28 protein-coding genes are annotated in these 25930 nt (G+C 48.1%); all 28 read left to right on the top strand.

Features of this window, described 5'->3' with window-relative positions:
* Positions 1 to 170 precede the first annotated feature (170 nt).
* Positions 171 to 629, top strand: coding sequence for a MarR family winged helix-turn-helix transcriptional regulator (locus J1C91_RS09410; protein ID WP_002910561.1), 459 nt, complete (start codon positions 171 to 173; stop codon positions 627 to 629).
* Positions 622 to 2388, top strand: coding sequence for an ABC transporter ATP-binding protein (locus tag J1C91_RS09405; protein WP_032912529.1), 1767 nt, complete (start codon positions 622 to 624; stop codon positions 2386 to 2388). The genes J1C91_RS09410 and J1C91_RS09405 overlap by 8 nt, the downstream gene beginning before the upstream one ends.
* The gene (locus tag J1C91_RS09400; protein ID WP_048772413.1) at positions 2378 to 4135 is read left to right on the top strand and encodes an ABC transporter ATP-binding protein; all 1758 of its coding nucleotides are present in this window, start codon (positions 2378 to 2380) and stop codon (positions 4133 to 4135) included. The genes J1C91_RS09405 and J1C91_RS09400 overlap by 11 nt, the downstream gene beginning before the upstream one ends.
* Before the next feature lie 298 nt (positions 4136 to 4433).
* On the top strand, positions 4434 to 5792 hold the full coding sequence (locus J1C91_RS09395; protein ID WP_048772416.1) for a cobyrinate a,c-diamide synthase: 1359 nt from the start codon (positions 4434 to 4436) through the stop codon (positions 5790 to 5792).
* Between the two features lies 1 nt (position 5793).
* Complete coding sequence (gene cbiB / locus J1C91_RS09390) at positions 5794 to 6744, top strand: adenosylcobinamide-phosphate synthase CbiB (protein WP_048772420.1); 951 nt, start codon at positions 5794 to 5796, stop codon at positions 6742 to 6744.
* 9 nt (positions 6745 to 6753) lie between these two features.
* Positions 6754 to 7452 (top strand): cobalt-precorrin-8 methylmutase, encoded by a 699-nt coding sequence (locus tag J1C91_RS09385; protein WP_125438402.1) that lies wholly within the window; start codon positions 6754 to 6756, stop codon positions 7450 to 7452.
* Positions 7453 to 8157, top strand: a complete 705-nt coding sequence (locus J1C91_RS09380; protein ID WP_002910552.1) for a cobalt-precorrin-8 methylmutase — start codon at positions 7453 to 7455, stop codon at positions 8155 to 8157. It begins immediately after the preceding gene.
* Positions 8157 to 9284, top strand: a complete 1128-nt coding sequence (gene cbiD, locus J1C91_RS09375; RefSeq protein ID WP_002910550.1) for a cobalt-precorrin-5B (C(1))-methyltransferase CbiD — start codon at positions 8157 to 8159, stop codon at positions 9282 to 9284. The genes J1C91_RS09380 and cbiD overlap by 1 nt, the downstream gene beginning before the upstream one ends.
* Positions 9275 to 9907 (top strand): cobalt-precorrin-7 (C(5))-methyltransferase, encoded by a 633-nt coding sequence (locus tag J1C91_RS09370; protein ID WP_002910548.1) that lies wholly within the window; start codon positions 9275 to 9277, stop codon positions 9905 to 9907. The genes cbiD and J1C91_RS09370 overlap by 10 nt, the downstream gene beginning before the upstream one ends.
* On the top strand, positions 9879 to 10448 hold the full coding sequence (locus tag J1C91_RS09365; protein WP_004188187.1) for a decarboxylating cobalt-precorrin-6B (C(15))-methyltransferase: 570 nt from the start codon (positions 9879 to 9881) through the stop codon (positions 10446 to 10448). Before J1C91_RS09370 ends, J1C91_RS09365 begins: the two co-directional genes overlap by 29 nt.
* On the top strand, positions 10448 to 11221 hold the full coding sequence (locus J1C91_RS09360) for a cobalt-precorrin-4 methyltransferase (RefSeq protein WP_002896463.1): 774 nt from the start codon (positions 10448 to 10450) through the stop codon (positions 11219 to 11221). The genes J1C91_RS09365 and J1C91_RS09360 overlap by 1 nt, the downstream gene beginning before the upstream one ends.
* Positions 11211 to 12272 carry a cobalt-precorrin 5A hydrolase gene (gene cbiG, locus J1C91_RS09355; protein WP_185761315.1) on the top strand — a complete coding sequence of 354 codons (1062 nt, stop codon included), beginning with the start codon at positions 11211 to 11213 and terminating at the stop codon, positions 12270 to 12272. The genes J1C91_RS09360 and cbiG overlap by 11 nt, the downstream gene beginning before the upstream one ends.
* 76 nt (positions 12273 to 12348) lie before the next feature.
* On the top strand, positions 12349 to 13074 hold the full coding sequence (cobJ, locus tag J1C91_RS09350) for a precorrin-3B C(17)-methyltransferase (protein WP_002896461.1): 726 nt from the start codon (positions 12349 to 12351) through the stop codon (positions 13072 to 13074).
* Positions 13071 to 13820: a precorrin-6A reductase gene (gene cobK, locus J1C91_RS09345; protein WP_125438396.1), complete on the top strand. Its 750-nt coding sequence runs from the start codon at positions 13071 to 13073 to the stop codon at positions 13818 to 13820. Before cobJ ends, cobK begins: the two co-directional genes overlap by 4 nt.
* An 18-nt stretch (positions 13821 to 13838) precedes the next feature.
* The gene (gene cobA / locus J1C91_RS09340; RefSeq protein ID WP_125438393.1) at positions 13839 to 15278 is read left to right on the top strand and encodes a uroporphyrinogen-III C-methyltransferase; all 1440 of its coding nucleotides are present in this window, start codon (positions 13839 to 13841) and stop codon (positions 15276 to 15278) included.
* 13 nt (positions 15279 to 15291) lie between these two features.
* Positions 15292 to 16059, top strand: a complete 768-nt coding sequence (locus J1C91_RS09335) for a sirohydrochlorin cobaltochelatase (protein ID WP_002910540.1) — start codon at positions 15292 to 15294, stop codon at positions 16057 to 16059.
* Positions 16060 to 16068: 9 nt separating this feature from the next.
* Entirely contained in the window at positions 16069 to 16770 is a 702-nt protein-coding gene (locus tag J1C91_RS09330; protein ID WP_125438390.1) for a cobalt-factor II C(20)-methyltransferase, read from the top strand.
* A 69-nt stretch (positions 16771 to 16839) separates the two neighbouring features.
* Complete coding sequence (locus tag J1C91_RS09325; RefSeq protein ID WP_002901131.1) at positions 16840 to 17574, top strand: energy-coupling factor ABC transporter permease; 735 nt, start codon at positions 16840 to 16842, stop codon at positions 17572 to 17574.
* Positions 17571 to 17876 (top strand): energy-coupling factor ABC transporter substrate-binding protein, encoded by a 306-nt coding sequence (locus J1C91_RS09320; protein ID WP_002911813.1) that lies wholly within the window; start codon positions 17571 to 17573, stop codon positions 17874 to 17876. Before J1C91_RS09325 ends, J1C91_RS09320 begins: the two co-directional genes overlap by 4 nt.
* Positions 17877 to 17993: 117 nt before the next feature.
* A complete protein-coding gene (locus J1C91_RS09315; RefSeq protein ID WP_125381998.1) occupies positions 17994 to 18668 on the top strand; it encodes a CbiQ family ECF transporter T component in 675 nt (224 codons plus the stop codon).
* 62 nt (positions 18669 to 18730) lie between these two features.
* Positions 18731 to 19546 carry an energy-coupling factor ABC transporter ATP-binding protein gene (locus J1C91_RS09310; protein WP_125381997.1) on the top strand — a complete coding sequence of 272 codons (816 nt, stop codon included), beginning with the start codon at positions 18731 to 18733 and terminating at the stop codon, positions 19544 to 19546.
* On the top strand, positions 19531 to 21030 hold the full coding sequence (locus J1C91_RS09305; protein WP_125438387.1) for a cobyric acid synthase: 1500 nt from the start codon (positions 19531 to 19533) through the stop codon (positions 21028 to 21030). The genes J1C91_RS09310 and J1C91_RS09305 overlap by 16 nt, the downstream gene beginning before the upstream one ends.
* Positions 21027 to 21602 (top strand): cob(I)yrinic acid a,c-diamide adenosyltransferase, encoded by a 576-nt coding sequence (locus tag J1C91_RS09300; protein WP_125438384.1) that lies wholly within the window; start codon positions 21027 to 21029, stop codon positions 21600 to 21602. The genes J1C91_RS09305 and J1C91_RS09300 overlap by 4 nt, the downstream gene beginning before the upstream one ends.
* Before the next feature lie 11 nt (positions 21603 to 21613).
* Entirely contained in the window at positions 21614 to 22045 is a 432-nt protein-coding gene (locus tag J1C91_RS09295; RefSeq protein WP_002910530.1) for a precorrin-2 dehydrogenase/sirohydrochlorin ferrochelatase family protein, read from the top strand.
* Between the two features lie 15 nt (positions 22046 to 22060).
* Positions 22061 to 23314 (top strand): glutamyl-tRNA reductase, encoded by a 1254-nt coding sequence (hemA, locus tag J1C91_RS09290; RefSeq protein ID WP_002910529.1) that lies wholly within the window; start codon positions 22061 to 22063, stop codon positions 23312 to 23314.
* Positions 23301 to 24221 (top strand): hydroxymethylbilane synthase, encoded by a 921-nt coding sequence (gene hemC, locus J1C91_RS09285; RefSeq protein ID WP_002910528.1) that lies wholly within the window; start codon positions 23301 to 23303, stop codon positions 24219 to 24221. Before hemA ends, hemC begins: the two co-directional genes overlap by 14 nt.
* Complete coding sequence (locus J1C91_RS09280; RefSeq protein ID WP_002910527.1) at positions 24206 to 24931, top strand: uroporphyrinogen-III synthase; 726 nt, start codon at positions 24206 to 24208, stop codon at positions 24929 to 24931. Before hemC ends, J1C91_RS09280 begins: the two co-directional genes overlap by 16 nt.
* Positions 24918 to 25889 (top strand): porphobilinogen synthase, encoded by a 972-nt coding sequence (gene hemB / locus J1C91_RS09275; RefSeq protein WP_125438381.1) that lies wholly within the window; start codon positions 24918 to 24920, stop codon positions 25887 to 25889. Before J1C91_RS09280 ends, hemB begins: the two co-directional genes overlap by 14 nt.
* Positions 25890 to 25930 lie beyond the last annotated feature (41 nt).

Genomic DNA, 25930 nt, shown 5'->3' with positions numbered 1-25930 from the left:
GGACCAATCAATTTTTAGGCTGTTTGTCAGTTTGAAAGGAAGGGTGAAGAAATTTTCTTCGCTTTTTTTCTTGTTGAAAAAATAGTTCTCATGGAAACTTTTTTCTTGACTTTCTTTTTTCTTGTGTTAAAATAGTTCTCACGAAAACTATTTTTACAAAGGATACAGGTATGGATAAGCCTTTACTGGAATTGAAGCGTTTTGGACGAAAGATTCATCTCATAGCGGAAAAGCTTGCCAAGGAGCAAGGGATTGAGTCCATGGCTGGGCCTCAGGGGCAGGTCTTGCATATTGTCGCCTGTCGTATGGAAGAGGGGAAGGATACCCTTATCAAGGATATTGAGCAGGAGTTGGATATTTCCAAATCGGTGGCCTCTAACTTAATGAAAAGGATGGAGAAGAATGGCTTTATCAAGCTGGAAATGGGCAAGACAGACAAGCGGGCTAAATATATCCGTCTCACTCCGCAGTCGCAGGAAAGAATGAAGAAAATCCGTGACTTTTTTGATGAAATGGATCGTTCTATTTTGAATGGTGTTTCTGAGCAAGAACTGCTGATTTTTTCACAAGTCATGGCCAAGTTTTATCAGAATATCGAAAGTTTAGAACATGGAGGAAAAGATGTTTAAGTTATTTAAACGGCTGACGGCAAGAGAAGTGAGCATGATTGTTCTCAGTGTGCTCTTCACCTTCCTAACAGTATATTTGGAATTAGAAGTTCCGACCTATATTTCGACGATTACAGAGCTATTGCAAACACCAGGAACTGGTTTGGCGGATTTGTGGGAGCCAGGCCTGAAAATGATCGGCCTGTCTTTTGCTAGCTTGTTGTCAGCTATTGTGGTTGGCTTTTTTGCCGCTCGTATAGCAGCTAGCTTTACCCAGAGTTTGCGGAGCGATATTTTCAACCGTGTGCTAGACTATTCGCAGACGGAGATTAAGAAATTTTCGATTCCTAGTTTGCTAACTCGGACAACGAATGACATTACTCAGGTGCAAACTTTAATTACCATGGGACTGCAGGTGGTGACCAGGGGACCGATTATGGCGATTTGGGCTATGACCAAGATTATCGGTAAGTCCGAGAACTGGCTGACAGCAGTGCTTATTGCTGTTATAGTGAATATCCTGCTGACAGTAGTTTTGGTTACATTGGCCTTTCCTAAGCAATCAGTGGCGCAGCGTTTGGTCGATAAGCTAAATAGCGTCACTAGAGAGAGTCTGACTGGGATTCGCGTGGTCCGGGCTTACAATGCTGAGGATTATCAGGATGAGAAGTTTGCGGCGGCCAATGATGAAGTAACCCGACTCAATCTTTTCATCGGTCGTCTGATGGCCATGATGAATCCAGTTATGATGGGGATTTCCAGCGGCTTGACACTGGCGATTTACTGGATTGGTGCTTATTTGATCCAGGAGGCTGGACTGCAGGAGCGTCTCCCGCTCTTCAGTGATATGGTCGTCTTTATGTCCTATGCTATGCAGATTGTGATTGGGTTCTTGCTCATGGGTGCCCTCTTCATCGTCCTGCCTCGGACCATTGTATCGGCTGGCCGGATTAATGAAGTACTGGACCTGCATTCTTCTATCACCAGTCCCGAACATCCAAAGGCAGCAGCGGATAGCAAGGGAGAGGTGGTCTTTCGCGATGTGTCCTTCCGCTATTCCAAGAATTCAGAAGCAGTCATTGAGCATGTTAGCTTTACAGCGCAGGCTGGTGATACCGTGGCCTTTATCGGTTCAACCGGTTCAGGGAAATCCACGCTGGTCAATCTCATTCCTCGTTTCTATGATGTGACTGAAGGAGAGATTCTGGTAGATGGTGTCAATGTTCAAGATTACCAGTTGGAAGACTTGCATAATAAGGTCGGCTACATCCCGCAAAAGGCTGTGCTTTTCTCTGGCGATATTGAGAGCAATCTGGACTTCGGCCAAAGCAAAGAAAGTCCGCTGGATGAGCAGAAAATGTGGGATGCTCTTGATCTAGCACAAGCTAAGCCCTTTGTCCAAGAGAAGGAAAAAGGGCTCAAGTCAGAAGTGGCTCAAAGCGGGACCAACTTCTCTGGTGGTCAGCGTCAGCGCTTGGCCATTGCCAGAGCCTTGGCTCGTAAGCCAGAAATCCTCATCTTTGACGACTCCTTCTCAGCGCTAGACTATAAGACAGACCGCATTTTGCGCAAGGAACTGGCTGAGCGGACGCAGGATATGACCAAACTGATCGTGGCGCAGCGGATTTCTACTATCATGGATGCGGATCAAATCTTGGTCTTGGATGCTGGTAAGGTAGTCGGTCAAGGTACTCACCGAGAACTTTTGGCCAGCAACGAAGTCTATCAAGAAATTGCTTACTCACAACTATCCAAGGAGGAATTAGAAAATGGAAAATAAGAAGCCTTCATTATTTAGCCAGATACGGCCTTATCTCAAAGGCTTCCAGCTTCCTCTTGCTTTGGCATTTGTGGGAGCTGTCTTGTCAAACATTATTACGGTCTATGGGCCAAATAAATTAAAAGAAATTACCAATCTCATTTCTGATGGTCTGGCTACCAGCATTGATTTAAAAGCTGTGTCTCAGATTGCTCTTCTGCTGACCGTGCTCTATGCAGTCGGAGCCCTGCTCAACTACGGCCAGTCCTTTATCATCAGTACGGTTATCCAGTATTTCTCTAAGCGGCTGCGGACGGCTATTGCAGAGAAGATAAATAAGCTGCCGTTAGGCTATTTCGATGGTCATTCTCAGGGAGATACTCTGTCGCGCGTGACCAATGACGTTGATACGGTCGGCCAATCCCTCAACCAGAGTCTGGGTAACGTTATCTCTGCCAGCCTGCTCTTGGTGGCTGTGGTCTTGACCATGTTCTTCATGAACTGGATCTTGGCCTTGGTAACCATCTTAGCTACTGTATTAGGCTTTGTCTTTGTCGGTCTCATCATGGGTAAGTCTCAGGGCTATTTCACTGCCCAGCAAAACAATCTGGCGGCTGTCAACGGCTATGTAGAGGAGATGTACTCCGGTCATAATGTTGTTACCAGCTATAATGCCATTGAGCAGTCTAAGGAGCGCTTTGCGGTTCTCAATCATAATCTCTATAACAGTATTTGGAAGTCTCAATTTATCTCTGGCATGATGATGCCGCTCATGTTCTTTACGGGGAATTTTGCTTATGTGCTGGTTATTTTGGTCGGTGCTGCTCTGGCGATTAACGGCTCTATTAGCATCGGAATTATCGTCGCCTTTATGGTTTATGTGCGGACCTTCTCTCAGCCTTTGTCACAGATTGCCCAAGGTATCACTGTCTTGCAGCAGGCTGGTGCAGCACTGGTTCGTGTCCTTGAATTTCTGGCTGAGCCTGAGATGGAAGACGACCAGCATAAAGAGCGGCAGCTTGCTGCTGTCAAGGGAGATGTTGCCTTTGAAGATGTCTTCTTCGGTTACAAGCCAGACCAGACGATTATTCATGATTTCTCAGCCCAGGCCAAAGCCGGACAGAAGATTGCCATTGTCGGCCCGACGGGTGCTGGTAAGACGACCATCGTGAATCTGCTCATGAAGTTCTATGAAATTAATAAAGGGCGTATCAGCATTGATGGTATAGATATTAAGGATATGAAACGCTCTGAGGTTCACGATGCCTTTTCAATGGTCTTGCAGGATACCTGGCTCTTTGAGGGGACGATTCGGGAGAACTTGATTTACAATCAGGAGCATGTGGCAGATGAAGCAGTTATCGCTGCAGCGAAGGCGGTCGGTGTTCATCACTTTATCATGACTCTGCCGCAGGGCTATGATACAGTGTTGGATGACACGGTCAACTTATCGGTCGGTCAGAAGCAGCTGCTGACCATCGCTCGTGCTCTGCTCAAAGATGCACCGCTCTTGATCTTGGATGAGGCAACTTCGTCAGTCGATACGCGGACGGAGGAGCTCATTCAAAAGGCTATGGACAAACTCATGGAAGGCCGGACTTCCTTTGTCATTGCCCACCGCCTGTCCACTATCCGTAATGCAGATCTTATCTTGGTCATGCGCGATGGAAATATCATCGAGCAGGGCAACCATGATGAACTCATGGAGCAGAATGGCTTCTATGCGGATCTCTATAATAGTCAGTTTGTAGAGGAAGATGCAAGTTGATGCTTAAATAAAACATCAGGAATGTTCGTTTTCCTGATGTTTTTTAAAATTTAACAGAATTGTAAAAAATGCTCAGTTTTCAGTGAAGACGCTCTAAAATTCTGACTTTTTTCGCAGATGCTCTAGGAAAAACTTGACAGCTTTTGTCGTTTATATTAAAATAAATTTAATATAAGAACTGAAAGCGAACACAACGGGGTGTTTGTTCTACATATAAGTGAGCAACGGTGCTACAAAAAAATAAAAATTCCTTATTTTTTTGTAGTACTTTTTTTATCAGCGAATCTGGAGTAAAGCGATGAAGCAATTTATGCTAGCTGGTGTTTCCAGCGGTGTTGGAAAGACTACAGTTACCCTAGGGATTTTGAAAGCTCTGGCAGACAGAGGTTATCAGGTCCAGCCTTATAAGGTAGGACCTGATTATATTGATACAGCTTATCATAGTCGGATTACCAAGCGACCGTCGCGGAATGTGGACAGCTTTATGATACCGGACGATCAGAGTCTGGCTTGGTCCTACTATAAATGGCATGGAGATGCGGATGTGGCAGTGGTCGAAGGAGTCATGGGGCTCTTTGATGGTCTGGGAACAGACAAGGACTGTGCGTCCTCTGCTTCTGTTGCTAAGAAGTTGGGAATTCCGGTTGTCTTGATTATCGATGGAAAGGCGACATCAACCTCGGCGGCAGCTATGGTCCATGGATTTGCGACTTTTGATCCGGACTTGGATATTGCTGGGGTCATTATCAATCGGGTGGCTTCGCAGACTCACTTTGAACTTATCAAGGGCGCCATTGAGCGTTACACGGATGTCGAAGTGCTGGGCTATCTGCCTAAAAATACAACAGCAGAGCTGCCATCGCGTCACCTGGGTCTAATCCCAGACGTAGAAATGGATGATTTGGACCGTCGATTTGAGGAATTGGGAGCGGCAGCAGCCAAACATATAAATCTAGACAGGCTGCTGGAAAAGGCAGAACTTCCCGATAAGCGGATGACAAATCCTTTTCGTATCCGCAATGACCAGCCCTTAACTTTGGCTTATGCTTTGGATGATGCTTTCCACTTTTACTACGAAGATAATCTAGACTTTCTAAGAGAGCTCAATGTCCAGCTGGTACCTTTCAGCCCTCTGAAAGATAAGGAACTGCCAGCTGCAGATGCTTATTATTTTGGCGGCGGTTTTCCAGAAGTCTACGCTCAGGAACTGATGGCAAATGCTGACTTTCGGGCTTCGGTTAAGAAAGCTCACGAGCAGGGCCGGCCAATCTACGCAGAATGCGGCGGCCTCATGTATCTGGGAGAGCTGCTGGAAGTAGAGGGTCAGGTCTATGAAATGGTCGGTATTTTCAAGGGCAAGAGCCTGATGACTCCCGGCCTGAAAAGCTTTGGTTATTGCCAAGCAGAAACGCAGGTAGACAGTCTTTTTGGTCCTAAAGGTACGGCGGTCAGAGGACATGAGTTTCACCATTCAGTCTTTGAGACGGAGGAAGATACGGTCCTCAAGCTAGAGAAGGTCAGAGACGGTCAGGTCGTAGCTGCCTGGACAGGCGGTTATCAAAAGGGCCGGACCTTTGCTAGCTACCTGCATGTTCATTTTTATCAGGATGAGCAGCTGCTAGCCAACTGGCTGGACTATATCAAAGAGGCGAACTGATATGACACTCATTGCAATTTTTTTGGCCGTCTTACTGGACTGGCTCATTGGCGACCCCTATAGCTGGCCTCATCCAGTCAAGTGGATGGGTTCCTATATTTATTTATGTATGCGTTTGCAGGAGAAAAGGCAGTTTTCGCCCTATCTATTTGGCTTCTTCCTCTGGGTGACAACAGTAGGACTGGCACTGGGAGTGAGCTACGGGTTGCTCTGGCTGGCTGGTCTGGTCCATCCCGTCCTCTACTGGATCGTCTGGATCTATCTGGCCTATGCCAGTCTGGCTGCTAAAAGTCTGGCTTTTGAGTCCCAAAAAGTTTACCATACGCTCAAGTTTGGCACTTTGGAAGAAGCTAGAAAGCAAGTTGGTATGATTGTCGGCCGTGAAACTTCCCAGCTGACACCAGAGGAAATCAGCAAGGCGACGATTGAGACGGTGGCCGAAAATACCAGTGACGGGGTTATCGGACCACTGCTCTGCCTCTTTCTGGGCGGCCCCATTCTAGCTATGACCTATAAGGCCATCAATACCTTAGACTCTATGGTAGGCTATAAGACAGAGAAATACCGCAAAATCGGCTTGATATCCGCTAAGATGGATGATCTGGCCAATCTGATTCCTGCGCGTTTGACTTGGTTTTTCTTGATTCTCAGCAGTCAGATTTTACTGCTAGATTTCAAGGGGGCGTTGCGAATTGGCTGGCGGGATCGCTACCAGCATGCCAGTCCCAACAGTGCTTTTTCGGAGGCAGTTGTGGCTGGAGCTCTGGGGATTCAGCTGGGCGGACCGCACGTCTATCACGGAGAGCTGATTGAGAAGCCGACCATTGGAGAGGATTCCAGACCGGTTGAGGCGGATGATATTCAGACAGCCATCTCTCTGCTTTATACAAGCACAATGACAGGTTTAATTTTGTTCACTCTTTTTTATTTAGTAATGCAAGCATATTTCTAGGAGTATACTATGACATATATCCAAAATCCTTCCTCTATTGAGGAAAAGAGCTTTCAAATTATTCAGTCTATGATTACTGAAAAAGATCCTGATTATGTCTTCCATTCGGAAATGGAAGAATCTATCATCAAGAGGGCAATCCATACGACGGGAGATTTTGATTATCTCTATACCATGCGCTTTGAGCACGATGTCCTTAAAAAAATTGAAGAGGTAATCAGAGCTAAGGGGACCATTCTGCTGGACTCTAATATCTCTCTTAACGGTATTAACAAGCGCGTGCTTGACCAGCTAGGTGTGAGCTACCGCTGTTTGATCAGCGATGAAGAAGTGGTTGCGCTGGCCAAGGAAAAGCAGATTACCAGAGCTATGGCGGCTGTTGAGATAGCAGCCAAGATTGAGGGCCCTAAGGTATTTGCCTTCGGTGGTGCTCCTACGGCTCTATCTTATCTGATTGAGCTGGCAGAGCAGGGACTGGTAGAAGCGGATGCAGTGATTGGGGTTCCAGTCGGCTTTATCAATGTTGAAGAATCCAAAGAGGAACTGCTTCAGTCAGGTCTTCCTGCCCTTGTCAATGTCGGCAGAAAAGGTGGGAGTACGATTGTTGTAGCCATTATCAATGCCATTATCTACCAGCTGAGAGAAGTGGTGACGGATGACTATGTCCGCTACTCTACACCATCCAGTAAAGAAGGAGGAAAGAACTAGATGTCCTATCTAAAAGCAGCGCACAAGATTGAAGAAGCTAGTTTCAGCAAGATTCAGGAAATTATTGACCAAGAGCATCCGGATATTCATTTTTCAGATCCTTTTGAAGAGGCAGTGCTCAAGCGGGTTGTCTTTACCAGTGCGGACTTTGACTACCTCTACAATATCAAGTTTTCCAATCAGGTTATTGAGAAAATCCTCTACGTCCTCCGAAATAAGGGTACCATTTTTACGGATACAACTATGGTCTTGGGTGGTTTTAATAAAAAATTGCTGGATGACCTAGGTGTTTCCTATCGCTGTCTGGTCAATGAGCCGGCAGTCTTTCAGGAAGCTAAGGAAAAGGGAATTACTCGCTCCATGGCTGCTGTAGAATATGCAGCTAAAGTGGACGGTCCAAAACTTTTTGTCTTCGGGAATGCTCCAACGTCCATCTTTAAGGTTTTGGATATGGTCGAAGAGGGAAGCTTGCAGCCGGATGCAGTTGTCGGAGTTCCAGTTGGCTTTGTCGGAGCGGCAGAATCCAAGCTCAAACTGCATGAAAGTTCGGTGCCTTCTATCGCGGCACTGGGTCAAAAGGGCGGCAGTACCATTGCGGCAGCAGTCATCAATGCCATTCTCTACCAGCTCAAGCTCGGCACTACAGATTATGAGCGTTACAGTGTTTCAGATAAAAAGCAGGCTCCGGAGAAAGGAGAGGGCTAATGATGGATGAATACGCTTATGTCAATGGAAAGAAATTAAGAAAAGGTTTTACAACTGGTACTTGTGCGACGGCAGCGACTGTTGCAGCCTTGAGTATGATTTTAAATCAGGAAAGGGAAGAAAAGGTCACTGTGCATACGGCTTCAGGTGTGGAAGTGACCATGGATGTTCACAATCCTTCCTTCGGATCAGAAGAAGCGACAGCGGCCATTGAAAAAGATGGTGGTGATGATGCGGATGCAACGCACGGCCTCTTGATTTATTCGACCGTGACCCTTCTGCCAGATCAGACGGAAATCGAGATTGACGGTGGTCAGGGCGTGGGGCGCGTAACCGAAAAGGGACTGGCCTGCGATGTTGGCATGGCAGCCATCAATCCGACTCCTAGACGGATGATTGAGCAGCATGTCCGTGAGATTATCGGTCCCAACTGTGGAGCACGGGTCATCATTTCCGTTCCTGGTGGGGAAGAGACGGCCAAGCTGACCTACAATTCCAGACTAGGTATTGTAGGCGGCATTTCAATCTTGGGAACGACAGGGATTGTCAATCCTATGTCCGAGGATAGCTGGAAGGCGTCCATAACGATCGAGTTAACCATGCTCTATAATCAAGGACATCGCTCAGTCGTCTTGGTGCCAGGGAATTACGGTGAAGATTTTGCTACTAATACTGTGGGGATTCCAGCTGGGCGCATCGTCAATATGAGTAACTTTGTCGGCCATGTCCTCAAAGAAGTGCAGCGAATCGGATTTACCAAGGTTTTGATGATCGGTCACATGGGCAAGTTTGTCAAAGTGGCGGCTGGAATTTTCTCTACCCACAGCAAGGACTCGGATGCCCGTATGGAAACGCTGGTGGCTAATCTAGCCCTGATGGGGGCGCCCATGGAGCTGCTGGGAAAGGTTGATAAGTGCTTGACGACCGAGGCAGCTGGGACAGCCATTAAAGAATTTTCTTATGAGGGTGTCTATCAGGTCTTGGCAGATAAGATCAAGGCTAGAAGTGAGCGCCTGCTCCGCTATCGTAAGCCAGAAGTCAGTATTGAAGTGGTTGTCTTTGGGACTGAGGAAGGCTATTTGGCATCAACCCAGCCTTTAGAGCAGATAAAGGAGGAATGGACATGATTTATGTTATCGGAATTGGTCCGGGAGATCCGAGCTATGGTCTTCTGGGACAGGAAGCCTATTTTGAAAAGGCTGACCGCATTTTAGGCAGTGAGCGGCATTTAGAAATTTTGCCACCGGCTTATAAGGATAAGGGCCTGGTCCCGCCTAAAAAATTAGCCGCGCTGGCAGAATTGCTGGGGAGCTTTGGTGAGGATGAAGAAATTCTATATCTGGCCTCAGGCGACCCGCTGATTTATGGCTTGGGCAAATGGCTATCAGAGAAGTTCAAGGGGCGCGTGGTCATCTCCCCAGGTATCAGCGCCATGCAGTATCTGGCCAGCAGAATTGCCCTGCCCATGAACGATGCTTATCTGACGAGCAGCCATGCTAAGGCACCTAACTTTGACTTGATTATGAGTCTGTCAAAAGTCTTTATGGTGACCGATCAGAAAGTTGGCCCCTACGAGATTGCTCAAGAGGCTGTTAAAAGAGGCTTGGATAAAGTATTAGTCATCGGTGAGCAGCTGAGTTATGAAGACGAGCGTATTACCATTCTGCCTGCGAATGAGGTAGAAGACAGAGAATATGAAATGAATGTGGTGGTGGTGTTAGATGAGGGATTCGGAATTTATCAGGGCTAAGGTCCCTATGACTAAGGAAGAAGTCAGAGCCATCAGTTTGGATAAGTTGGAGCTGCATCGAGCCAAGCGCATGCTGGATGTCGGCTCTGGCACAGGCAGTGTCACGATTCAGGCAGCCCGAACCTATCCAGAACTGGAAGTGGTAGCAGTGGAGCGAAATGAAGACGCGGTGGCCTTGACGCAGGAGAATATCCAGCACTTTGGCTGCCACAATGTCCGTCTCCATCAAGGACTGGCTCCGATTGAGTTGGAAGGCAGCTTTGATGCCATTTTTGTCGGAGGAACTGGGGGCAATATGCAGGAGATTTTTGACTGGTGTGCCCAGCTCATGGAGCCGGGCGGTCGGTTGGTCTTGAACTTTATCCTGCTGGAGAATGCTCTGGAAGCAGCTCAAATAGCGGAGCAGATGGACTGGGAGGATCTAGAGATTGTATCAGTTCAGGCTAGCCGCTGGACAGGTATAGGCAAGGGGCACTACTTCAAGCCCCAAAATCCGACTATTATCGTTTCCTGTAAGAAAAAAGAAAGAGAGGCTAATTGATGTCCAAAGTACATTTTGTTGGAGCAGGCCCAGGTGATGTGGAGCTGATTACGCTCAAAGGTTACAAGCAGCTGTCTGAGGCTGATGTGGTCATTTACGCAGGCTCCTTGGTCAATCCAGACTTGCTGAACTACTGTAAGGAAGGGGCTGAGATTCATGATAGCGCCAGCATGCACTTGATGGAAATCATTGATGTCATGGAGGCTGGAGTCAAGGCTGGTAAAGATGTGGTTCGCCTGCAGACGGGAGATTTCTCCATCTACGGCTCCATTCGAGAGCAGATCGAAGAAATGAAGAAGCGCGACATTGAGTTTGACTGTACGCCGGGCGTCAGCTCTTTTCTGGGAGCTGCTTCCAGTATCGGGGCGGAGTATACTGTACCAGAGGTTTCTCAAAGCCTCATCATCACTCGGATGGCTGGCCGGACGCCTGTGCCAGATCGGGAATCCCTGAAAAGCTATGCTCAGCATCGGACCTCTATGGCCATCTTCCTATCCGTTCAAGGCATTGAAAAGGTCGTCAGTGAGCTGATTGAGGGTGGCTATCCTCCAGAAACGCCTGTGGCTGTCATTTACAAGGCTACTTGGCCAGATGAAAAGAAGGTCTTTGGCGATTTGACAAACATTGCTGAGAAGGTCAAGGAAGCTAAGATTAGAAAGACAGCTTTGATTTTGGTCGGTGACTTTTTAGGTCAGGAATTCTACTATTCCAAGCTCTACCATGCGGATTTCCAGCATGAGTTTAGACGGGGGAAGAGCAGCCATGCCAAGTGATTCTCAAGCCCGCTACGCAATCGCGACAGTGACAGCGGTTGGCAAGGACTTGGCTCTGACTCTGCGGGAGAAGCTGGGCAAGGAAATCCCTATCTATACGACACCTCGATTGGCAGATGACAGGGTCATTGCCATCGAAGGACGAGTGATTGAGGCGCTTGGTCAGCTCTTTCAGGAAGTGGATGTACTCATTTGTATCATGGCTATCGGGGCGGTTGTGCGAGCTATTGCACCAGTCTTGAAAGACAAGGCGAGCGATCCAGCAGTAGTGGTCATGGATGAGAAAGCGACGAATGTCATCAGCCTGCTGAGCGGGCATCTAGGCGGAGCCAATCAAGTGACGCGAGACATCGCAGAATTGCTCGGTTCCAATCCTGTTATCACGACAGCGACAGATGTGCAGAATGTAACAGCCTTGGACAATTTGGCCCAATCAGTCAATGGCTGGCGACCGGAATTGAGAGAATTTATCAAACCTTTCAACAGCTATCTAGGCAGCGGCCGAACCGTCTATTTCTATCAGGAAAAGGACTGGGTTACCGACCTTCGCGGTCTGACTCTGGTGGATGAGGAAGGACTTGCAGCTGTTCTCAAAGGAACGGAACCGCTGATTCTGCTGACTGCAGAAAAAAAGGACATTCAAAGAGAAAATCTGGCTCTCATCTATCCTCAACCCTATATCTTAGGAGTTGGTGCTAGAAAGGATGTGGCTCCTGCTGTCTTCCGAGAAGGCTTTGAGGAATTTTGTCAGCAGCAGGGGATTTCTGCCAGTGAGATTTCCAAAATCGTCAGCATTGATGTCAAGAAGGATGAAGCTGCTATTCTGGCCTTGGCCAAGGAATTGGGCTGTCCCTTTGAGACTTTTAACAAGGAGGAGCTGTCTGTCGTAGCAGACCGCTATCCTCAGTCAGAATTTGTCAAAAAGACAGTCGGAGTCGGCAGTGTCGCCTTGGCCAGCGCAGATTTGGCCAGTCAGGGTCAAGTCCTGACAGAGCGCTTTGCTAAGAACGGCTGTACCTACGCGCTTGCAAAAGCAATAACCAAAAAGTAAATCAAAAAGAGCAGACGGTCTTATGAACCAACTGCCCTTATAAAATTTTATCATACCCATAAAGGAGAAAAAATATATGTTATACGTTATCGGATTAGGCCCAGGTAAAGAAGAATTGATGTCACAAGAAGCATTGGCTGCTATAGCCGATTGTGAAATTATCGTCGGCTACTCAACTTATATGCGATTGATTCTTGATTTGGTCAAGGACAAAGAGCTCGTAGCGAATGGTATGCGCCAGGAAATCGACCGTTGTCAAAAGGCCATTGATTTGGCTAGAGAGACTGGCAAAAATGTCGGAGTTGTTTCCAGTGGAGATGCCGGAGTCTATGGAATGGCAGGCTTGATTTTAGAATTGCTGGGAGATGCCAGTGATGTAGAAGTTAAGGTGGTTCCAGGTATCACCGCTAGTCTGGGTGCTGCTGCAGTTATGGGAGCTCCCCTCATGAACGACTTCTGTCACATCAGTTTGAGTGACTTGATGACGCCTTGGGAAATGATTGAGAAGCGTCTGCATGCCGCAGCTCAAGGGGACTTTGTAGTCTGCCTCTACAACCCTAGGAGTAAGGGACGTCCAGACCATCTTACAAAAGCACTTTCTATCATGTCTGAGTACAAGTCAGAGGATACCATTGTCGGTATCGGTAAGGACATTGGCCGTAAGGATGAGGAAATCATCTTGACGACTATCAAAGACTTGGATGAGACTTTGGTAGATATGACGACAATCGTTATCGTTGGTAACAAAGAAACTTATGTTAAAAACGGACGCATGATCACACCTCGAGGATATACTTTATGATGAAATTACTGCTGGGAGGGACATCCGACAGCACCGCTATTTTAGAAGTGCTTGACCGCTTGAAAATTGATGTGACCAGCTCTGTTGTCACAGACTACGGCCGGCACTTGGCTTCCAAATACGGCCAGCCAGTCATTCAGGGCCGGCTGACAGCTGAGGACATGGTTTCCTTTATCAAAGAGAATGATGTGGATGAAATCATTGATGCGACCCATCCTTTTGCGGACATTGTGTCCAAGGAAGCCATTCGGGCGGCAGAGATGGCCGGTGTATCTTACCTGCGCTTTGAGCGTCAGGCGACCTTGGATTTGAGCGGGGCTATTGTGGTGCATTCGACCCAAGAAGCGATTGATGAGATTGCCAAGCGCGGCTACAAGACAGTCTATCTGGGAACAGGTAGCAAGACCTTGCCGCTCTTTGTCAAGGGTTTGCCAGAGCAGCGGATTGTTGTTCGCGTTCTGCCGACTTCGGAAGTGCTTCTGGCTTGTGAGCAGCTGGGACTGGTAGCGGATCAGATTGATGCGATTAAGGCTCCATTTTCCAAAGAGTGCAATAAAGAGCTCTTGCTGCGCTCGGGAGCAGACGTCTTTGTTTCCAAGGAAAGCGGTACTGTTGGCGGTATTCGTGAAAAGATTGACGGCTGCCAAGAGCTGGGGATGGACTGCATTATCATCTCTCGGCCAATTGTGTCCTATCCGCAGATGGTTTCTAGTTTAGAAGAGCTAGAAGCTTATCTGACAAAATAGCTAAAAAAAGGAGAAAAAATGTCCGGTTTAGTAACATTACTGGGAGCAGGTCCAGGCGATGCGGAGTTGTTGAGTCTCAAAGGCAAGAGACGGCTTCAAGAAGCAGATGTCTTGGTCTTTGACCGCTTGGTCAATCAAGAGCTCTTTCAGCATCTAAAGTCTGACTGCGAAAAGATAGATGTGGGTAAAAAGCCAGGCCAGCCCTGCATCCGACAGGAAGAAATTGAAAAAATTCTCATCGAAAAAGCCCGTCAGGGCAAGCGGGTAGTCCGCCTCAAGAGCGGTGATCCCTATATCTTTGGCCGAGGCGGAGAAGAAGGAGTCAAGCTGGTGGAAGCTGGTGTGGACTTTGAAGTGGTGCCAGGCATCACTTCTGCTGTGGCTGGTCTGACCTATGCAGGAATTCCTATGACTTATCGGGATGTAGCGACTAGCTTCCATGTCTTTACAGCCCATCTCAAGGATGAGACAGAAATGCTCAACTGGGAAGCAATTTCTAAGCTCAAAGGAACCTTGGTCTTCCTCATGGGCATGAAAAATCTGCCTTCCATCGTCCAAGAGCTGACGGCTAGAGGCTATGGCAAGGACAAGCCAGCCGCCATCGTTGAATGGGGAACCCATCCTCAGCAGCGTTCAGTGGATGGAACCTTGGGTAACATAGTAGAACTAGCAGAAGCTGAAGACTTTAAGGCACCGAGTGTCATCGTGGTGGGTGATGTCGTGGCCTATAGACAGCAGCTGAATTTCCATGAGAATCTGCCGCTTTTCGGCCGTAAAATCTTCATCCAGCAGTCAGAGACGGGCAGACTTCCTCGCTTGCTTAAGGATGCTGGAGCTGCGCTGACCACTTTCCCAGCTCGAGATTTGGTTGAAGAGTTAGAATTGCAGCTACCGGATTTGGAGCAAGTAGATGGGTTCCTCTTTGCAGATATGCAGAGCTGGCCACTCTTCTTGAAAGCCCTCCGCAAGGCAGGCAAAGACTTGCGCAGTCTGCCGCACATCCGCTTTGCGGCTATTGGTCATCATACGGCTAAGTCTATCGAAGCGAGCGGCATTGTGCTGGATCGGATGACGCCTCAGCAGTCGGATGCGGATTTTGCAGCTGCTCTTGAAAAAGAAGGCGGCAACTGGTATATTCTGACAGCTGAGCATAAGAAAGCCAGTCTGGCAGAACTCTATTCGCTGCCGATTATTGCTAGCCACAGGCTGGCCTTTGACAGTCAGATTAGCAGTGACAATTGGTCAGAGATTGAAGTTGTCTGTCTTCCGAATTCTGCTGCGGCCATGAACTTTGTAGCAGCAAGTCAAGAAGCGGGATTTGACTGGACAGATGTCCCTATCGTTGTCATGGGTGCTAGCACGCGGGCAGTTTTAGAGGAAGCAGGTTTTAGCGGGATTGTTGAGACAGATGAAGCGACTATCGCTTCCATCATTGATAAATGTCGGGAAATTCTCTGAAAGGATACAGGTCATGAGTAAAGCTATAGTAGTAGTCAGTTTCGGAACGACCTATCCCGAGACCAGACGCAAAACAATTGAGGCTTGTGAGCAGGCTATTCAGGAACATTTTCCAGACTATCCGGTCCACCGAGCTTTTACATCCAATGTCGTTAGACGGCGGATTAAGAAGCAGGAAGGTCTAGATATTCCTACGGTCCGAGAGATGTTAGAGCAGCTCTTGGAAGCGGGCACTGAAGAGGTCTATATCCAGCCTCTCCATGTCATTTTGGGCAGCGAGTATGAAAAGATTCTTGCCCAAGCCAAAGAGTTTGAATCAGCTTTTAAAAAGCTGGTCGTTGCCAAGCCTCTGCTCAACAGTCAGGAAGACTATGAGGCCGTCAAGGATATTCTGCTGGAACGGTATGGCCATGAGGGTCAGGGTGCAGCAACAGTTTTGATGGGCCATGGCAGTCAGCATTATGCCTTTACAGCTTATGCAGCCTTGGATCATATGATGAAGGGAAGCTCAGTCTATATCGGCTGTGTAGAGAGCTATCCTCCGGTTGAGCTGATTGAGCAGGAACTGAAGAAAGAGGGTGTCCGAGAAGTTCACCTGGCACCTTTCATGCTGGTAGCGGGCGACCATGCGACCAATGATATGAGCTCAGATGAGGAAGGTTCTTGGTATCACTTCTTCAAGGAGCGGGGATATGAGGTTAAGGCTCACCTAGTCGGTCTGGGTGAATATCCTGAAGTTCAGCAGCTCTACATCCAGCATTTAGAAGAAATCATCGAATAGGAGGAAGGAATGGCAAAATTTTACGGAATTGGTGTGGGACCGGGTGATAGCGAGCTAGTCACTATCAAGGCCAGTCGGCTTTTGGAAGACTTAGATATTCTCTATACACCTGAGGCTAAGAAAGGGAGTAAGAGCTTTGCATTAGGCATTGCAGAGCCCTACCTGAAAGAGCAACTGGAAATCAAGCAGCGGCATTTCCCTATGGTCCGTTCCAATTCGACCAAAGAAGTCCAGTGGCAGGCCATCTCTGCTGAAATCGCAGAGGATGTCAAGTCTGGCAAGAATGTCGGCTTTATCACACTGGGTGACCCCATGGTCTATAGTACTTACAGCTATCTGCTGGCCCTGCTGGAAAAGGAAATCGACTGTCAGACCATCCCTGGCATTACCTCTTTTTGCAGCATGGCTTCTGAGCTAGGTCAGCCCCTGACCATGGATGAGGAGTCTCTAGCGGTCATGCCGGCTACGGCTTCTGCTGAGAAGATTGAGGCGGCGCTTGAGCTGCATGACTCGATTGTGATCATGAAAGTGGCCAATCACCTAGATACTGTCCTGCCCCTGCTCGAAAAGCTCGGTCTCTTGCAGCAGACTTTTATGGTTAGCAATTCTTCAACAGATAAGCAGCAGACTCTGCTGGGCCTCGATGGAATCACACCAGAAACCAAGCTGCCTTATTTTACTACCTTCCTCGTGAAAAAGAAGATTTTTTAAAATCAGAGTCTATGTTCAAGGATGAAGATTCATTCTTGTGAGCTCAGGCTCTTAGAAAAGGAAAAAAACATGAAACTATTAAAAAATAAAAAAGTAACTTTTGTTGCCTTGCTGGCTATTTTGGCGGTACTGAGTACCCAGTCTGTGTCAGCTATGCATATCATGGAAGGCTATCTTCCACTCTTTTGGTGTATCTTCTGGTTCGCCGTATTCCTGCCTTTCTTTGTAGTAGGATTGATGCGCATCAAGAAAATCGTTGCAGAGGATCCAAATTCCAAGACTATGCTGGCCTTGTCCGGTGCCTTTATCTTTATCCTGTCTTCTTTGAAGATTCCGTCTGTTACAGGATCTAGTTCGCATCCGACCGGGGTTGGTCTGGGGACAGCTATGTTTGGCCCATCCGTTATCAGCGTTTTGGGAACCATTTGCTTGCTCTTCCAAGCCCTTCTCTTGGCTCACGGCGGCTTGACAACTCTGGGTGCCAATGCATTCTCAATGGCAGTGGTTGGTCCATTTGTTGGTTATTTCGTTTACAAGTTTGCTAAATCCATCAAGCTTTCTACACCGGTTTCAATCTTTATCTGTGCTGTGATTGCGGACTTGGCGACTTATGCGACAACTTCTATCCAGCTCGGTTTGGTCTTCCCTGATGCTAACAGTGGCTTTGTTGGTTCTGCACTGAAATTCATGGGTGTCTTCTTGACTACTCAAATCCCAATCGCTATCGTAGAAGGATTGCTGACAGTTGTCCTCTATAACTTAATCTCAGAAAATGTCAAAGAAAGAGCAGGTCTGTTCAAATGAAAAAATACAAGAATATCATCTTAATCTTGGCTGCAGTAGCAGTCACTCTAGCTGCCTTTATCTTTGCACCTAAGGGTGTGGAATACAGTGGAACAGATGACGCTGCTGAAAAAACCATTAGCTCTATCCAAAAGGACTATGAGCCTTGGTTTTCACCAATCTTTGAGCCAGCGGGTCCAGAAGTAGAAAGTCTGCTCTTCACCCTGCAAGGCAGTATCGGAGCGGGTATCATCTTCTATGTCATTGGCTACCACAAAGGGAAAAAGCAAGGCCAACAAAAGGAAGTTTCTGAACATAAATAAAAGCCTTCAACAGTAAGAGCGAGCTCTGGTTCTTGATAGCGATTAAGCCTGTCTGGGACTGGAGTTGCTCTGTGCTGGGAGGTATTGCAAAACATAGCTAGAAAGGAGGGCTACCTCATGTTTGCGATTGATAAATACGCCTATCAAAACCGGTTGAAAAATCTGCCGGTTGCTTATAAATTTGTCATCTATGTACTCTTGTTAGCTGTCAGTTTTTCTGGTGTCAGGAGTCTGCAGCTAGGACTCATCGTCTTAGTGGCGCCCCTGACTTGCTATCTAGCTCGGCTTCCGTGGTTGCGCTATCTAAAGTGGTATCTGCACGCCAGTATTTTTATTCTGATTAGTCTCTTGACCTTTATCTTGACCTATCAGAATAATCAGGAACAGCTCTTGCTGGCCTTGCCTTTAGGTCAGGGTTATCTGGGCATCAGCCAATCCTATATCCAGCAGACCATTTTTATCCTTTTGCGCATCTACTCATCCTTGGTTTCGACTTATTTCTTTGTCCTGACGGTACCTTTTGCTCAGATGCTGCGGCTTTTTAAAGCCATGCACGTCCCGCGGGTACTGCTAGACTTGATTGTCCTCATGTATCGCTTCATTTTCCTGGTCTTCTATGAGTTTGTGACCATTCGGGATACCTTGGACTTGAAATTCTCCTTTTACAATAAAAGGAAGCAACACCAGGCTTGGGGTAGATTAGCCAATACTCTCTTTGTCAAACTGCTGGATGATAATCAGCATTTAAATGAGGTGCTGACGCTAAGATTTGATGCAGAGCACAGTGAATAATGAAAGCGCATTTACAAGAAGACTGCTTTTATACTATAATGGAAAGTAGATAGGAAACATAGATGTTACAAGTAAAGAATATTTCTTTTTCGTATGACGAAAATCCAACGCTGCACGATATTTCTATGGACTTCGAAGAAGGCCGGATTACCGGCATTCTGGGAGTTAATGGTTCAGGTAAGTCTACCATCATGAAAATCATCACCCGACTGCTCCAACCGCAGAAGGGCAGCATTTTATATGATGGTCAGCCTGTGGGCGACTCTAAGAAGGCTTTGTTCCAGTATCGGCAGCATGTCAATATGGTCTTTCAGAATCCAGAGCAGCAGCTCTTTTATACTATTGTGAAGGACGATATTGGCATGGCCTTGGAAAACTTAGGCTATGAAGAAGACGAGATTGCAAGCAGAGTAGCGGCAGCTTTAGAGATGATGGACATTTCTCATCTGCAGGACAGACCCTTGCAGTATCTAAGCTACGGCCAGAAAAAGCGGGTGGCTATTGCAGGTATGCTGGCCCTGCAGCCCAAGTATCTGCTGCTTGATGAGCCGACGGCAGGACTGGATCCCAAAGGACGGGACCAGATGGCAGCGACCATGAAAAAGCTGGTCCAGGCTGGGACCAACATCATCGTATCCAGCCATGACATGGATCTGATGTATGACTGCTGTGACTATGCCTATCTGCTGCAGAAGGGACATTTGATCGCGGAGGGCAGCAAGTATGATTTCTTCCAGCAGGGAGATCTGCTAGTAGAAGCAGGCTTGGCTGTGCCATGGATTGTTAAGCTTCATCAGACTATCCAGACGCCACTGGCAGAAAATGAAGCTGCTTTCTTTGAGCAGCTAGGAGGAAATGTAAAATGGTCAAATCATTGATGGTACAGGGGACTGCCTCAGATGCTGGGAAGAGCATTATAGCAGCTGGGCTCTGCCGGATTTTCAAGCAGGATGGCCTAGAAGTGGTGCCTTTTAAGTCGCAGAATATGGCGCTTAATTCCTTTATCACCAAAAAAGGAGATGAAATGGGCCGGGCTCAGGTCGTTCAGGCTGAGGCAGCTGGCAAAGAGCCGGATGTCCGCATGAACCCAGTCCTGCTCAAACCCACCTCTGACCGAAAGTCCCAGGTTGTTTTTTTAGGCCGGGTACTGCGGGATATGGATGCCGTCGAATACCATGAATACAAGCAGCAGCTCCTGCCTAAGATTAAGGAAGTCTATGAGGAGCTGGGTGCTGAGAATGATATCATCGTCATTGAGGGCGCTGGCAGTCCAGCTGAAATCAATCTCAATGACCGAGACATTGTCAATATGGGCATGGCCAAGCTGGTTAATGCGCCAGTGATTTTAGTGGCGGATATTGATAAGGGAGGCGTCTTCGCCTCTATCTACGGAACGATTGAGCTCATGCCGCCTGAGGATCGCAAGCGGATCAAGGGGGTTATTATCAATAAATTCCGTGGCGATGTGGCCCTGCTGCAGTCCGGTATTGATATGATTGAGGAGCTGACCCAGGTGCCGGTTATCGGAGTCGTGCCTTATGCTCAGCTGGATATTGACAGCGAAGACAGTGTCGCACTGGTACAGAAAAGTCGGCGCTTTGATAGCAGAAAGAGTCTGGATATCGCAGTTGTCAGCCTCAAGCGCCTGTCCAACTTTACGGATTTTCACAGTCTGGAAATTCAGCCGGATGTTTCTGTCCGCTATGTCCAGCCTGGTGATGCAATCGGTCGGCCGGATCTCTTGATTCTGCCGGGCAGCAAAAACACCATCGAAGACATGAACTACCTGCGCGAGTCTGGTCTTGAAGCCGAGATTCTCGAGTGTCTAGAGCAGGGCGTGCGAATCTTTGGTATCTGTGGCGGCTATCAGCTGCTGGGACAGAAGATTAGCGATCCGCTGCACCTTGAGTCCGATTTAGAAGAGACTAGGGGTCTGGGAATTTTAGAGACAGAGACGGTGCTTCAGCCAGTCAAGCGGACGACTCAGGTCAGAGCCCTGCATGAGGGGCAAGAGCTAGAAGGCTACGAGATTCACATGGGGGAAACCCAGCTGGCGGATAGCCTTGAGCCATTTTCCATCATCAAGGAGCAAAATGGTGAGGCGACCGAGCGTCTGGATGGAGCAGTGGGTTATGGCGGTCAGGTGCAAGGAACCTACCTTCATGGGGTCTTTGACAATCTAGAATGGACTCGTCAGTACCTGAATGAACTTCGTCTGGCTAAGGGCTTAGAGCCGCTAGAGGACCAGCTTGTCAGTATCAAAGACTTTAAAGATAGAGAGTATGATAAGTTGGCAGACGTCCTGCGCCAGTCTTTGGATATGGAGCAGATTTATCAAATCATCAACAGAGAAGAAAAATGAGAATTTATACGAAATACGGAGACAAGGGCTTTACACGGCTCTACGGTGGGGACCGAGTATCCAAGACCCATATTCGGGTCGAAGCTTATGGAACGATGGATGAGTTATGCTCTCATCTAGGCTATGTCGTATCTGAGATGCGCGACTATCCTGTCTTGGATGACCTGCGTCTGGAATGCGAGGAAATCCAGCAGCATCTCTTTGACTGCGGCAGCGACTTGGCTACACCGAGGGAATTGCGTCCCTACAAGCAAGAGCCAGCCAATGTCAGCTGGCTGGAGGAGCGGATGGATGAGTATATGCATATTCCTCCGAAAATCGACCGCTTTATCATTCCGGGCGGCCATCGGATTGCGAGTCTTCTGCATGTGGCTCGTACCATGACCAGACGCCTGGAGCGCCGGATGGTGGCTGTTATAGAGGCAGAAGAAGCGGTCAATGAGATTGGCTTGATCTATATCAACCGCCTGTCGGATTACTTTTTTGTGCTGGCTCGATTGGTCAATGACCGTCTAGAGGAGCCAGATACAATCTACAAACGCAGCGCGAAAATCTTTCGGGAAAAGAAATAGGAGAAGCTAGCATGTATCCAGTCATGATTAATATCAGAGAGAAGAAAGTCGTGGTAGTGGGAGGCGGCAAGGTCGCAGCGCGGAAGATTAAGACCCTGCTGGCTGAGCAGGCTGCTGTGACGGTGGTCAGTCCGACTCTGCATGCTGACATTCCGCAGGCGGAGATCCAATGGCTAGCTAGACCCTACCAGACAGGCGATTTGGAAGGCGCAAAGCTAGTCTTTGCCTGTACAGATCAGGCGGAAGTCAACCGTCAGATTATGGAGGATGCGGCACCTAGCCAGCTGGTAAACAATACGGGCGACAAGACCTTTTCTGACTTCTACAATGTAGCCATTGCGCGAAAGAAGGACGTATCTGTCATGATCTCGACCAACGGCTTCTCGCCCAGCCGTTCCAAGGAGATTCGCAAGAAGATAGAAGCAATTTTAGACCAACTTTAAAAGAAGGAAAGAAGCATGCACCTATTATATGTGGGTTTGACCCATCGGGAAACGCCGCTGACAATTTTGGAAAAAGCGCATTTTTCAGATCAGGAGGGGCTGAAAGCTCTGAAGCTCCTGAAAAGAGAAAAAAGTATCTTGGAAAATATCATCCTGTCCACCTGCAATCGGACCGAGCTCTATCTGGTGGTGGACCAGCTGCACACTGGCCGCTACTATTCCAAGCATTTTTTGGCGGACTGGTTTCAGATCCCTGTCAAGGAGCTAGAAGAATATTTAGTCTTTCGTGAGGGGGATGAGGCCTTGCGGCATCTGCTGCGGGTCTCTATCGGATTGGAATCCAAGATTGTTGGTGAAAGTCAGGTCTTGGGCCAGCTCAAGCATGCTTTCTTGACAGCGCAAGATGCTGGTACAACTGGCATTGTCCTCAATCAGGCTTTCAAGCAGGCGCTGACCTTTGCTAAGCGCATGCATGATACTTATCGGATCAATGACCGGCCTATTTCTATCGGCCTAACTGCTATCCAAGAATTGGATCGACTGGGGCTGGATTACAGCACTAAAAAGGTAGCTGTGATCGGTCTGGGAGAGATTGGTCAGTTGGTGACTAAGTATGCCTTGCAGCGTCCATTCGAATCCGTCATGCTGCTCAATCGGACGGTCAGCAAGGCCCAAGCATTTCTAACAGAGGACAGGGTGTCTGCCCATGGCTGGGATGAATTGGAAGCAGTACTGGCGGATGCGGATGTGGTCTTTTCAGCAGTTAAAACGGACGAATACATTATCTTTCCCTCCATGCTTAAGGCGGATGCAGTCGTGTTTGACCTCTGTCTGCCTCGTTCCTGCCATCAGAGCTCGTCTCTGAAGCTCTATAATATCGAAAATCTAACCAATCAACTGGAGCAATATAAGGCAGAGCGGCAGGAGATTGCCGGTCGGATTGCTTTGGAGATTGATGAGGAGCTGGTCAAGTTTGCTGACTGGCGTCAGCAGTTAGGCATTATTCCTCTGATTCAGGAAATCAGGGATAAGGCTTTGGAAGCTCAAGCTTCAGCCATGGAAAGTCTTAATCGAAAGATTCCGGATTTGACCGAGCGGGAGCAGAAGCAGATTTCCAAGCACATGAAGAGTATTATCAACCAAGTCTTGAAGGAACCAATCTTGCAGCTCAAAGAGCTGTCAGTCGGAGAGCATTCAGACTATGACATTGCCTTGATTGCCAAGATATTTGGCTTGCACAGAGAAAGGGGAAAAGATGAAGGTCATTAAGGTAGGAACCCGCAAGAGTAAGCTGGCCATGACCCAGACCCAACAGTTAGTGGACCAGCTCAAGGCGCTCCATCCAGAGCGGGATTTTGTCCTCGTTCCCTATACCACAAAAGGAGATCGCCTGACCCATGTCAGTCTACAGGAAATTGGCGGCAAGGGAGTCTTTGTCAAGGAAATTGAGCGGGCTCTCTTGGCTGGTGAGATTGATATGGCAGTCCATAGTCTCAAGGACATGCCGGCTAAACTAGCTGAGGGCTGTGCACTCGGTGCGATTAGTCAGCGAGAAGATGTCCGGGATTGCTTGATTTTCCGTCAAGCTGGCCAGACGCTGGCTGACCTGCCTGAGGGCGCTCTTATAGGAACCAGCAGTATTCGCCGACAGGTTCAGCTGCAGGCTCAAAGGCCGGATTTGACTTTCAAGCCACTTCGGGGCAACATTGATACCCGTATCAAGAAGCTGGAAGAAGGCGAGTACGACGCGATTGTCTTGGCTATGGCTGGACTTAAACGTTTGGGCTGGCTGGACCAAAGTCGTCTTCACATTCAGCCTTTAGAGACCAGTCTTTGTCTGCCGGCTATTTCTCAGGGCGCTTTGGCAGTGGAATGCCGGGAAGAGGATGAGGAACTGCGGCAACTGTTGGCAACTGTTCAGGATGAGAAGACAGCTGCTGAAGTGGCAGTTGAACGGGCAGTTTTGGCTCAGATGAATGCAGACTGTACCTTCCCTATCGCTGCTTTTGCCCAGAAAAACGGTCAGGACTACCAACTAGAGGCCATGCTGGCCAAGGAGGACGGCCAATGTGTCTTTGTCAGCTTTCAGGGGCAGGATGGCCAAGAATTGGCAGAGCAGGCTGTGCGCCAGTTAGCCGATAAGGGAGCAGTAGGAATGCCATGGTTAAAAAAATAATCTTTACCAGAGAGCAGGCGCCAGACTCTGCCTGGCTAGAAAAGATCAGACAGGCTGGATTTGAGACGCATCATGTTCCTCTCATTCGCTGTCAGACTCTGCCCTTGCCAGAAGATGTCCAAGCAGCACTGCCAGAAGCTGACTGGGCCTTTTTTACCAGTGCTGTCGCAGTAGAGGCTTTCAGTCCCTATCTGAAAGCTGACTACCAGATTGCGACCATCGGGCCGCAGACCAGTCAGGCGCTGGACAAGCTAGGCCGAGCCTGTGATTTTCAGGCCAGCAGCCACTATGGTCTTGACTTTATTCAGGAGTGGTTGGATTTGGCTCTGCCAACGCAGAAGATTTTGCTGCCCCAGAGCAGCTTGTCCAATCCCAGTCTGGCTGAGAAGTTAAAAGAAGCAGGTCATGATGTCTGGGCTTGGCCTATGTACGAAACGACCTCAAATCCTGCTGGTCAGGACCAGCTCGAGACCTATCTGTCTCAAGAGGAAGTGATTTGGACCTTTGCCAGTCCGTCGGCTTGGCAGAGTTTTTGTGCTATTAAGCCCCATCTAGCATCTAGCCATCAGATTGCAGTGATTGGTCAGACAACGGCTCAGGCGGTTAAGGAGTCTGGCTATGGGGTAGATTACCAGCCCCAGAGTCCTTCTGTTGAGGAAATGGTCAAGGAAATAATCAAGAAAGAAGAGAAGAAGCATGGAATTTTATAGACATCGCAGACTGAGGAGAAGCAGCAGTCTGCGGCAGCTGGTTCGAGAAACCAAGCTGTCTGTGGATGATTTTATCCAACCCTTGTTTGTCAAGGAAGGGTTGACTGAAAAGCAAGAGGTAGCTTCTATGCCGGGAGTTTATCAGTTCTCCCTCGAGGATTTGCTGCCAGAAGTTCAGGAATGTGTGGACTTAGGTATTCGAGCTTTTATCGTCTTTGGCATTCCGTCAGAAAAGGACGAAATAGGCAGTCAGGCTTCAGCTGAAAATGGCATTGTCCAAGAAGCTATCCGTCTGATCAAGAAGCATTTTCCTGAGACGGTCGTCATTGCAGACACCTGTCTCTGTGAGTTTACCAGTCACGGCCATTGCGGTATTTTGCGAGGGGAAGAAGTGGATAATGATCTGTCTCTGACTAGACTGACAGAAGTCGCTGTCAGCCAAGCCAGGGCTGGAGCAGATGTCATTGCGCCTTCCAATGCCATGGACGGTTTTGTGGCGGCTATTCGTCAGGGACTTGATGCAGCGGGCTTTGAAGACATTCCGATCATGTCCTATGCCATTAAGTTTGCCTCTAGCTTTTATGGACCTTTCCGAGATGCTGGTGAGAGTGCTCCGGCCTTTGGTGACCGCAAGACCTATCAGATGGATCCGGCCAATCGATTGGAGGCTTTGAGAGAAGCCAAGAGCGATGAGGAGCAGGGAGCAGACTTTCTCATGGTTAAGCCGGCTCTGGCCTTTCTGGATATCCTCAGAGAGCTGCGTCAGGAAACTCGGTTGCCTCTGGTGACCTATAATGTCAGTGGAGAATACGCCATGGTCAAGGCAGCAGCCCAGCAGGGCTGGATCAATGAAAAAGCTATAGTCATGGAAACTTTGACCAGTATGAAGCGGGCTGGGGCAGACTTGATTATCACTTATTTTGCCAAGGATGCGGCCAGCTATCTGAGAGAAGGATAGAGACTGCGGAAAATCAGCAGTTTTCTAGATAAGGAGGACGA

Source organism: Streptococcus sanguinis, assembly GCF_050222175.1.
In the GTDB taxonomy this organism is placed as follows: Bacteria; Bacillota; Bacilli; order Lactobacillales; family Streptococcaceae; genus Streptococcus; species Streptococcus sanguinis_M.
Note: the sequence above shows the minus strand (reverse complement) of the source record. Positions and strands in the feature narration are given on the sequence as shown.

What these genes read in the sequence shown, in the direction of transcription:
- J1C91_RS09365 (WP_004188187.1), top strand. Translation starts at nt 9,879, where the DNA reads ATGAGGGATTCGGAATTTATCAGGGCTAAGGTCCCTATGACTAAGGAA.
- J1C91_RS09335 (WP_002910540.1), top strand. Translation starts at nt 15,292, where the DNA reads ATGAGTAAAGCTATAGTAGTAGTCAGTTTCGGAACGACCTATCCCGAG.
- hemC (WP_002910528.1), top strand. Translation starts at nt 23,301, where the DNA reads ATGAAGGTCATTAAGGTAGGAACCCGCAAGAGTAAGCTGGCCATGACC.
- J1C91_RS09330 (WP_125438390.1), top strand. Translation starts at nt 16,069, where the DNA reads ATGGCAAAATTTTACGGAATTGGTGTGGGACCGGGTGATAGCGAGCTA.
- cbiD (WP_002910550.1), top strand. Translation starts at nt 8,157, where the DNA reads ATGATGGATGAATACGCTTATGTCAATGGAAAGAAATTAAGAAAAGGT.
- cobK (WP_125438396.1), top strand. Translation starts at nt 13,071, where the DNA reads ATGATGAAATTACTGCTGGGAGGGACATCCGACAGCACCGCTATTTTA.
- J1C91_RS09300 (WP_125438384.1), top strand. Translation starts at nt 21,027, where the DNA reads ATGAGAATTTATACGAAATACGGAGACAAGGGCTTTACACGGCTCTAC.
- J1C91_RS09310 (WP_125381997.1), top strand. Translation starts at nt 18,731, where the DNA reads ATGTTACAAGTAAAGAATATTTCTTTTTCGTATGACGAAAATCCAACG.
- J1C91_RS09395 (WP_048772416.1), top strand. Translation starts at nt 4,434, where the DNA reads ATGAAGCAATTTATGCTAGCTGGTGTTTCCAGCGGTGTTGGAAAGACT.
- J1C91_RS09370 (WP_002910548.1), top strand. Translation starts at nt 9,275, where the DNA reads ATGGACATGATTTATGTTATCGGAATTGGTCCGGGAGATCCGAGCTAT.
- J1C91_RS09295 (WP_002910530.1), top strand. Translation starts at nt 21,614, where the DNA reads ATGTATCCAGTCATGATTAATATCAGAGAGAAGAAAGTCGTGGTAGTG.
- J1C91_RS09410 (WP_002910561.1), top strand. Translation starts at nt 171, where the DNA reads ATGGATAAGCCTTTACTGGAATTGAAGCGTTTTGGACGAAAGATTCAT.
- J1C91_RS09380 (WP_002910552.1), top strand. Translation starts at nt 7,453, where the DNA reads ATGTCCTATCTAAAAGCAGCGCACAAGATTGAAGAAGCTAGTTTCAGC.
- J1C91_RS09320 (WP_002911813.1), top strand. Translation starts at nt 17,571, where the DNA reads ATGAAAAAATACAAGAATATCATCTTAATCTTGGCTGCAGTAGCAGTC.
- cbiG (WP_185761315.1), top strand. Translation starts at nt 11,211, where the DNA reads ATGCCAAGTGATTCTCAAGCCCGCTACGCAATCGCGACAGTGACAGCG.
- cobA (WP_125438393.1), top strand. Translation starts at nt 13,839, where the DNA reads ATGTCCGGTTTAGTAACATTACTGGGAGCAGGTCCAGGCGATGCGGAG.
- J1C91_RS09325 (WP_002901131.1), top strand. Translation starts at nt 16,840, where the DNA reads ATGAAACTATTAAAAAATAAAAAAGTAACTTTTGTTGCCTTGCTGGCT.
- hemB (WP_125438381.1), top strand. Translation starts at nt 24,918, where the DNA reads ATGGAATTTTATAGACATCGCAGACTGAGGAGAAGCAGCAGTCTGCGG.
- cbiB (WP_048772420.1), top strand. Translation starts at nt 5,794, where the DNA reads ATGACACTCATTGCAATTTTTTTGGCCGTCTTACTGGACTGGCTCATT.
- hemA (WP_002910529.1), top strand. Translation starts at nt 22,061, where the DNA reads ATGCACCTATTATATGTGGGTTTGACCCATCGGGAAACGCCGCTGACA.
- cobJ (WP_002896461.1), top strand. Translation starts at nt 12,349, where the DNA reads ATGTTATACGTTATCGGATTAGGCCCAGGTAAAGAAGAATTGATGTCA.
- J1C91_RS09360 (WP_002896463.1), top strand. Translation starts at nt 10,448, where the DNA reads ATGTCCAAAGTACATTTTGTTGGAGCAGGCCCAGGTGATGTGGAGCTG.
- J1C91_RS09280 (WP_002910527.1), top strand. Translation starts at nt 24,206, where the DNA reads ATGGTTAAAAAAATAATCTTTACCAGAGAGCAGGCGCCAGACTCTGCC.
- J1C91_RS09385 (WP_125438402.1), top strand. Translation starts at nt 6,754, where the DNA reads ATGACATATATCCAAAATCCTTCCTCTATTGAGGAAAAGAGCTTTCAA.
- J1C91_RS09315 (WP_125381998.1), top strand. Translation starts at nt 17,994, where the DNA reads ATGTTTGCGATTGATAAATACGCCTATCAAAACCGGTTGAAAAATCTG.
- J1C91_RS09405 (WP_032912529.1), top strand. Translation starts at nt 622, where the DNA reads ATGTTTAAGTTATTTAAACGGCTGACGGCAAGAGAAGTGAGCATGATT.
- J1C91_RS09400 (WP_048772413.1), top strand. Translation starts at nt 2,378, where the DNA reads ATGGAAAATAAGAAGCCTTCATTATTTAGCCAGATACGGCCTTATCTC.
- J1C91_RS09305 (WP_125438387.1), top strand. Translation starts at nt 19,531, where the DNA reads ATGGTCAAATCATTGATGGTACAGGGGACTGCCTCAGATGCTGGGAAG.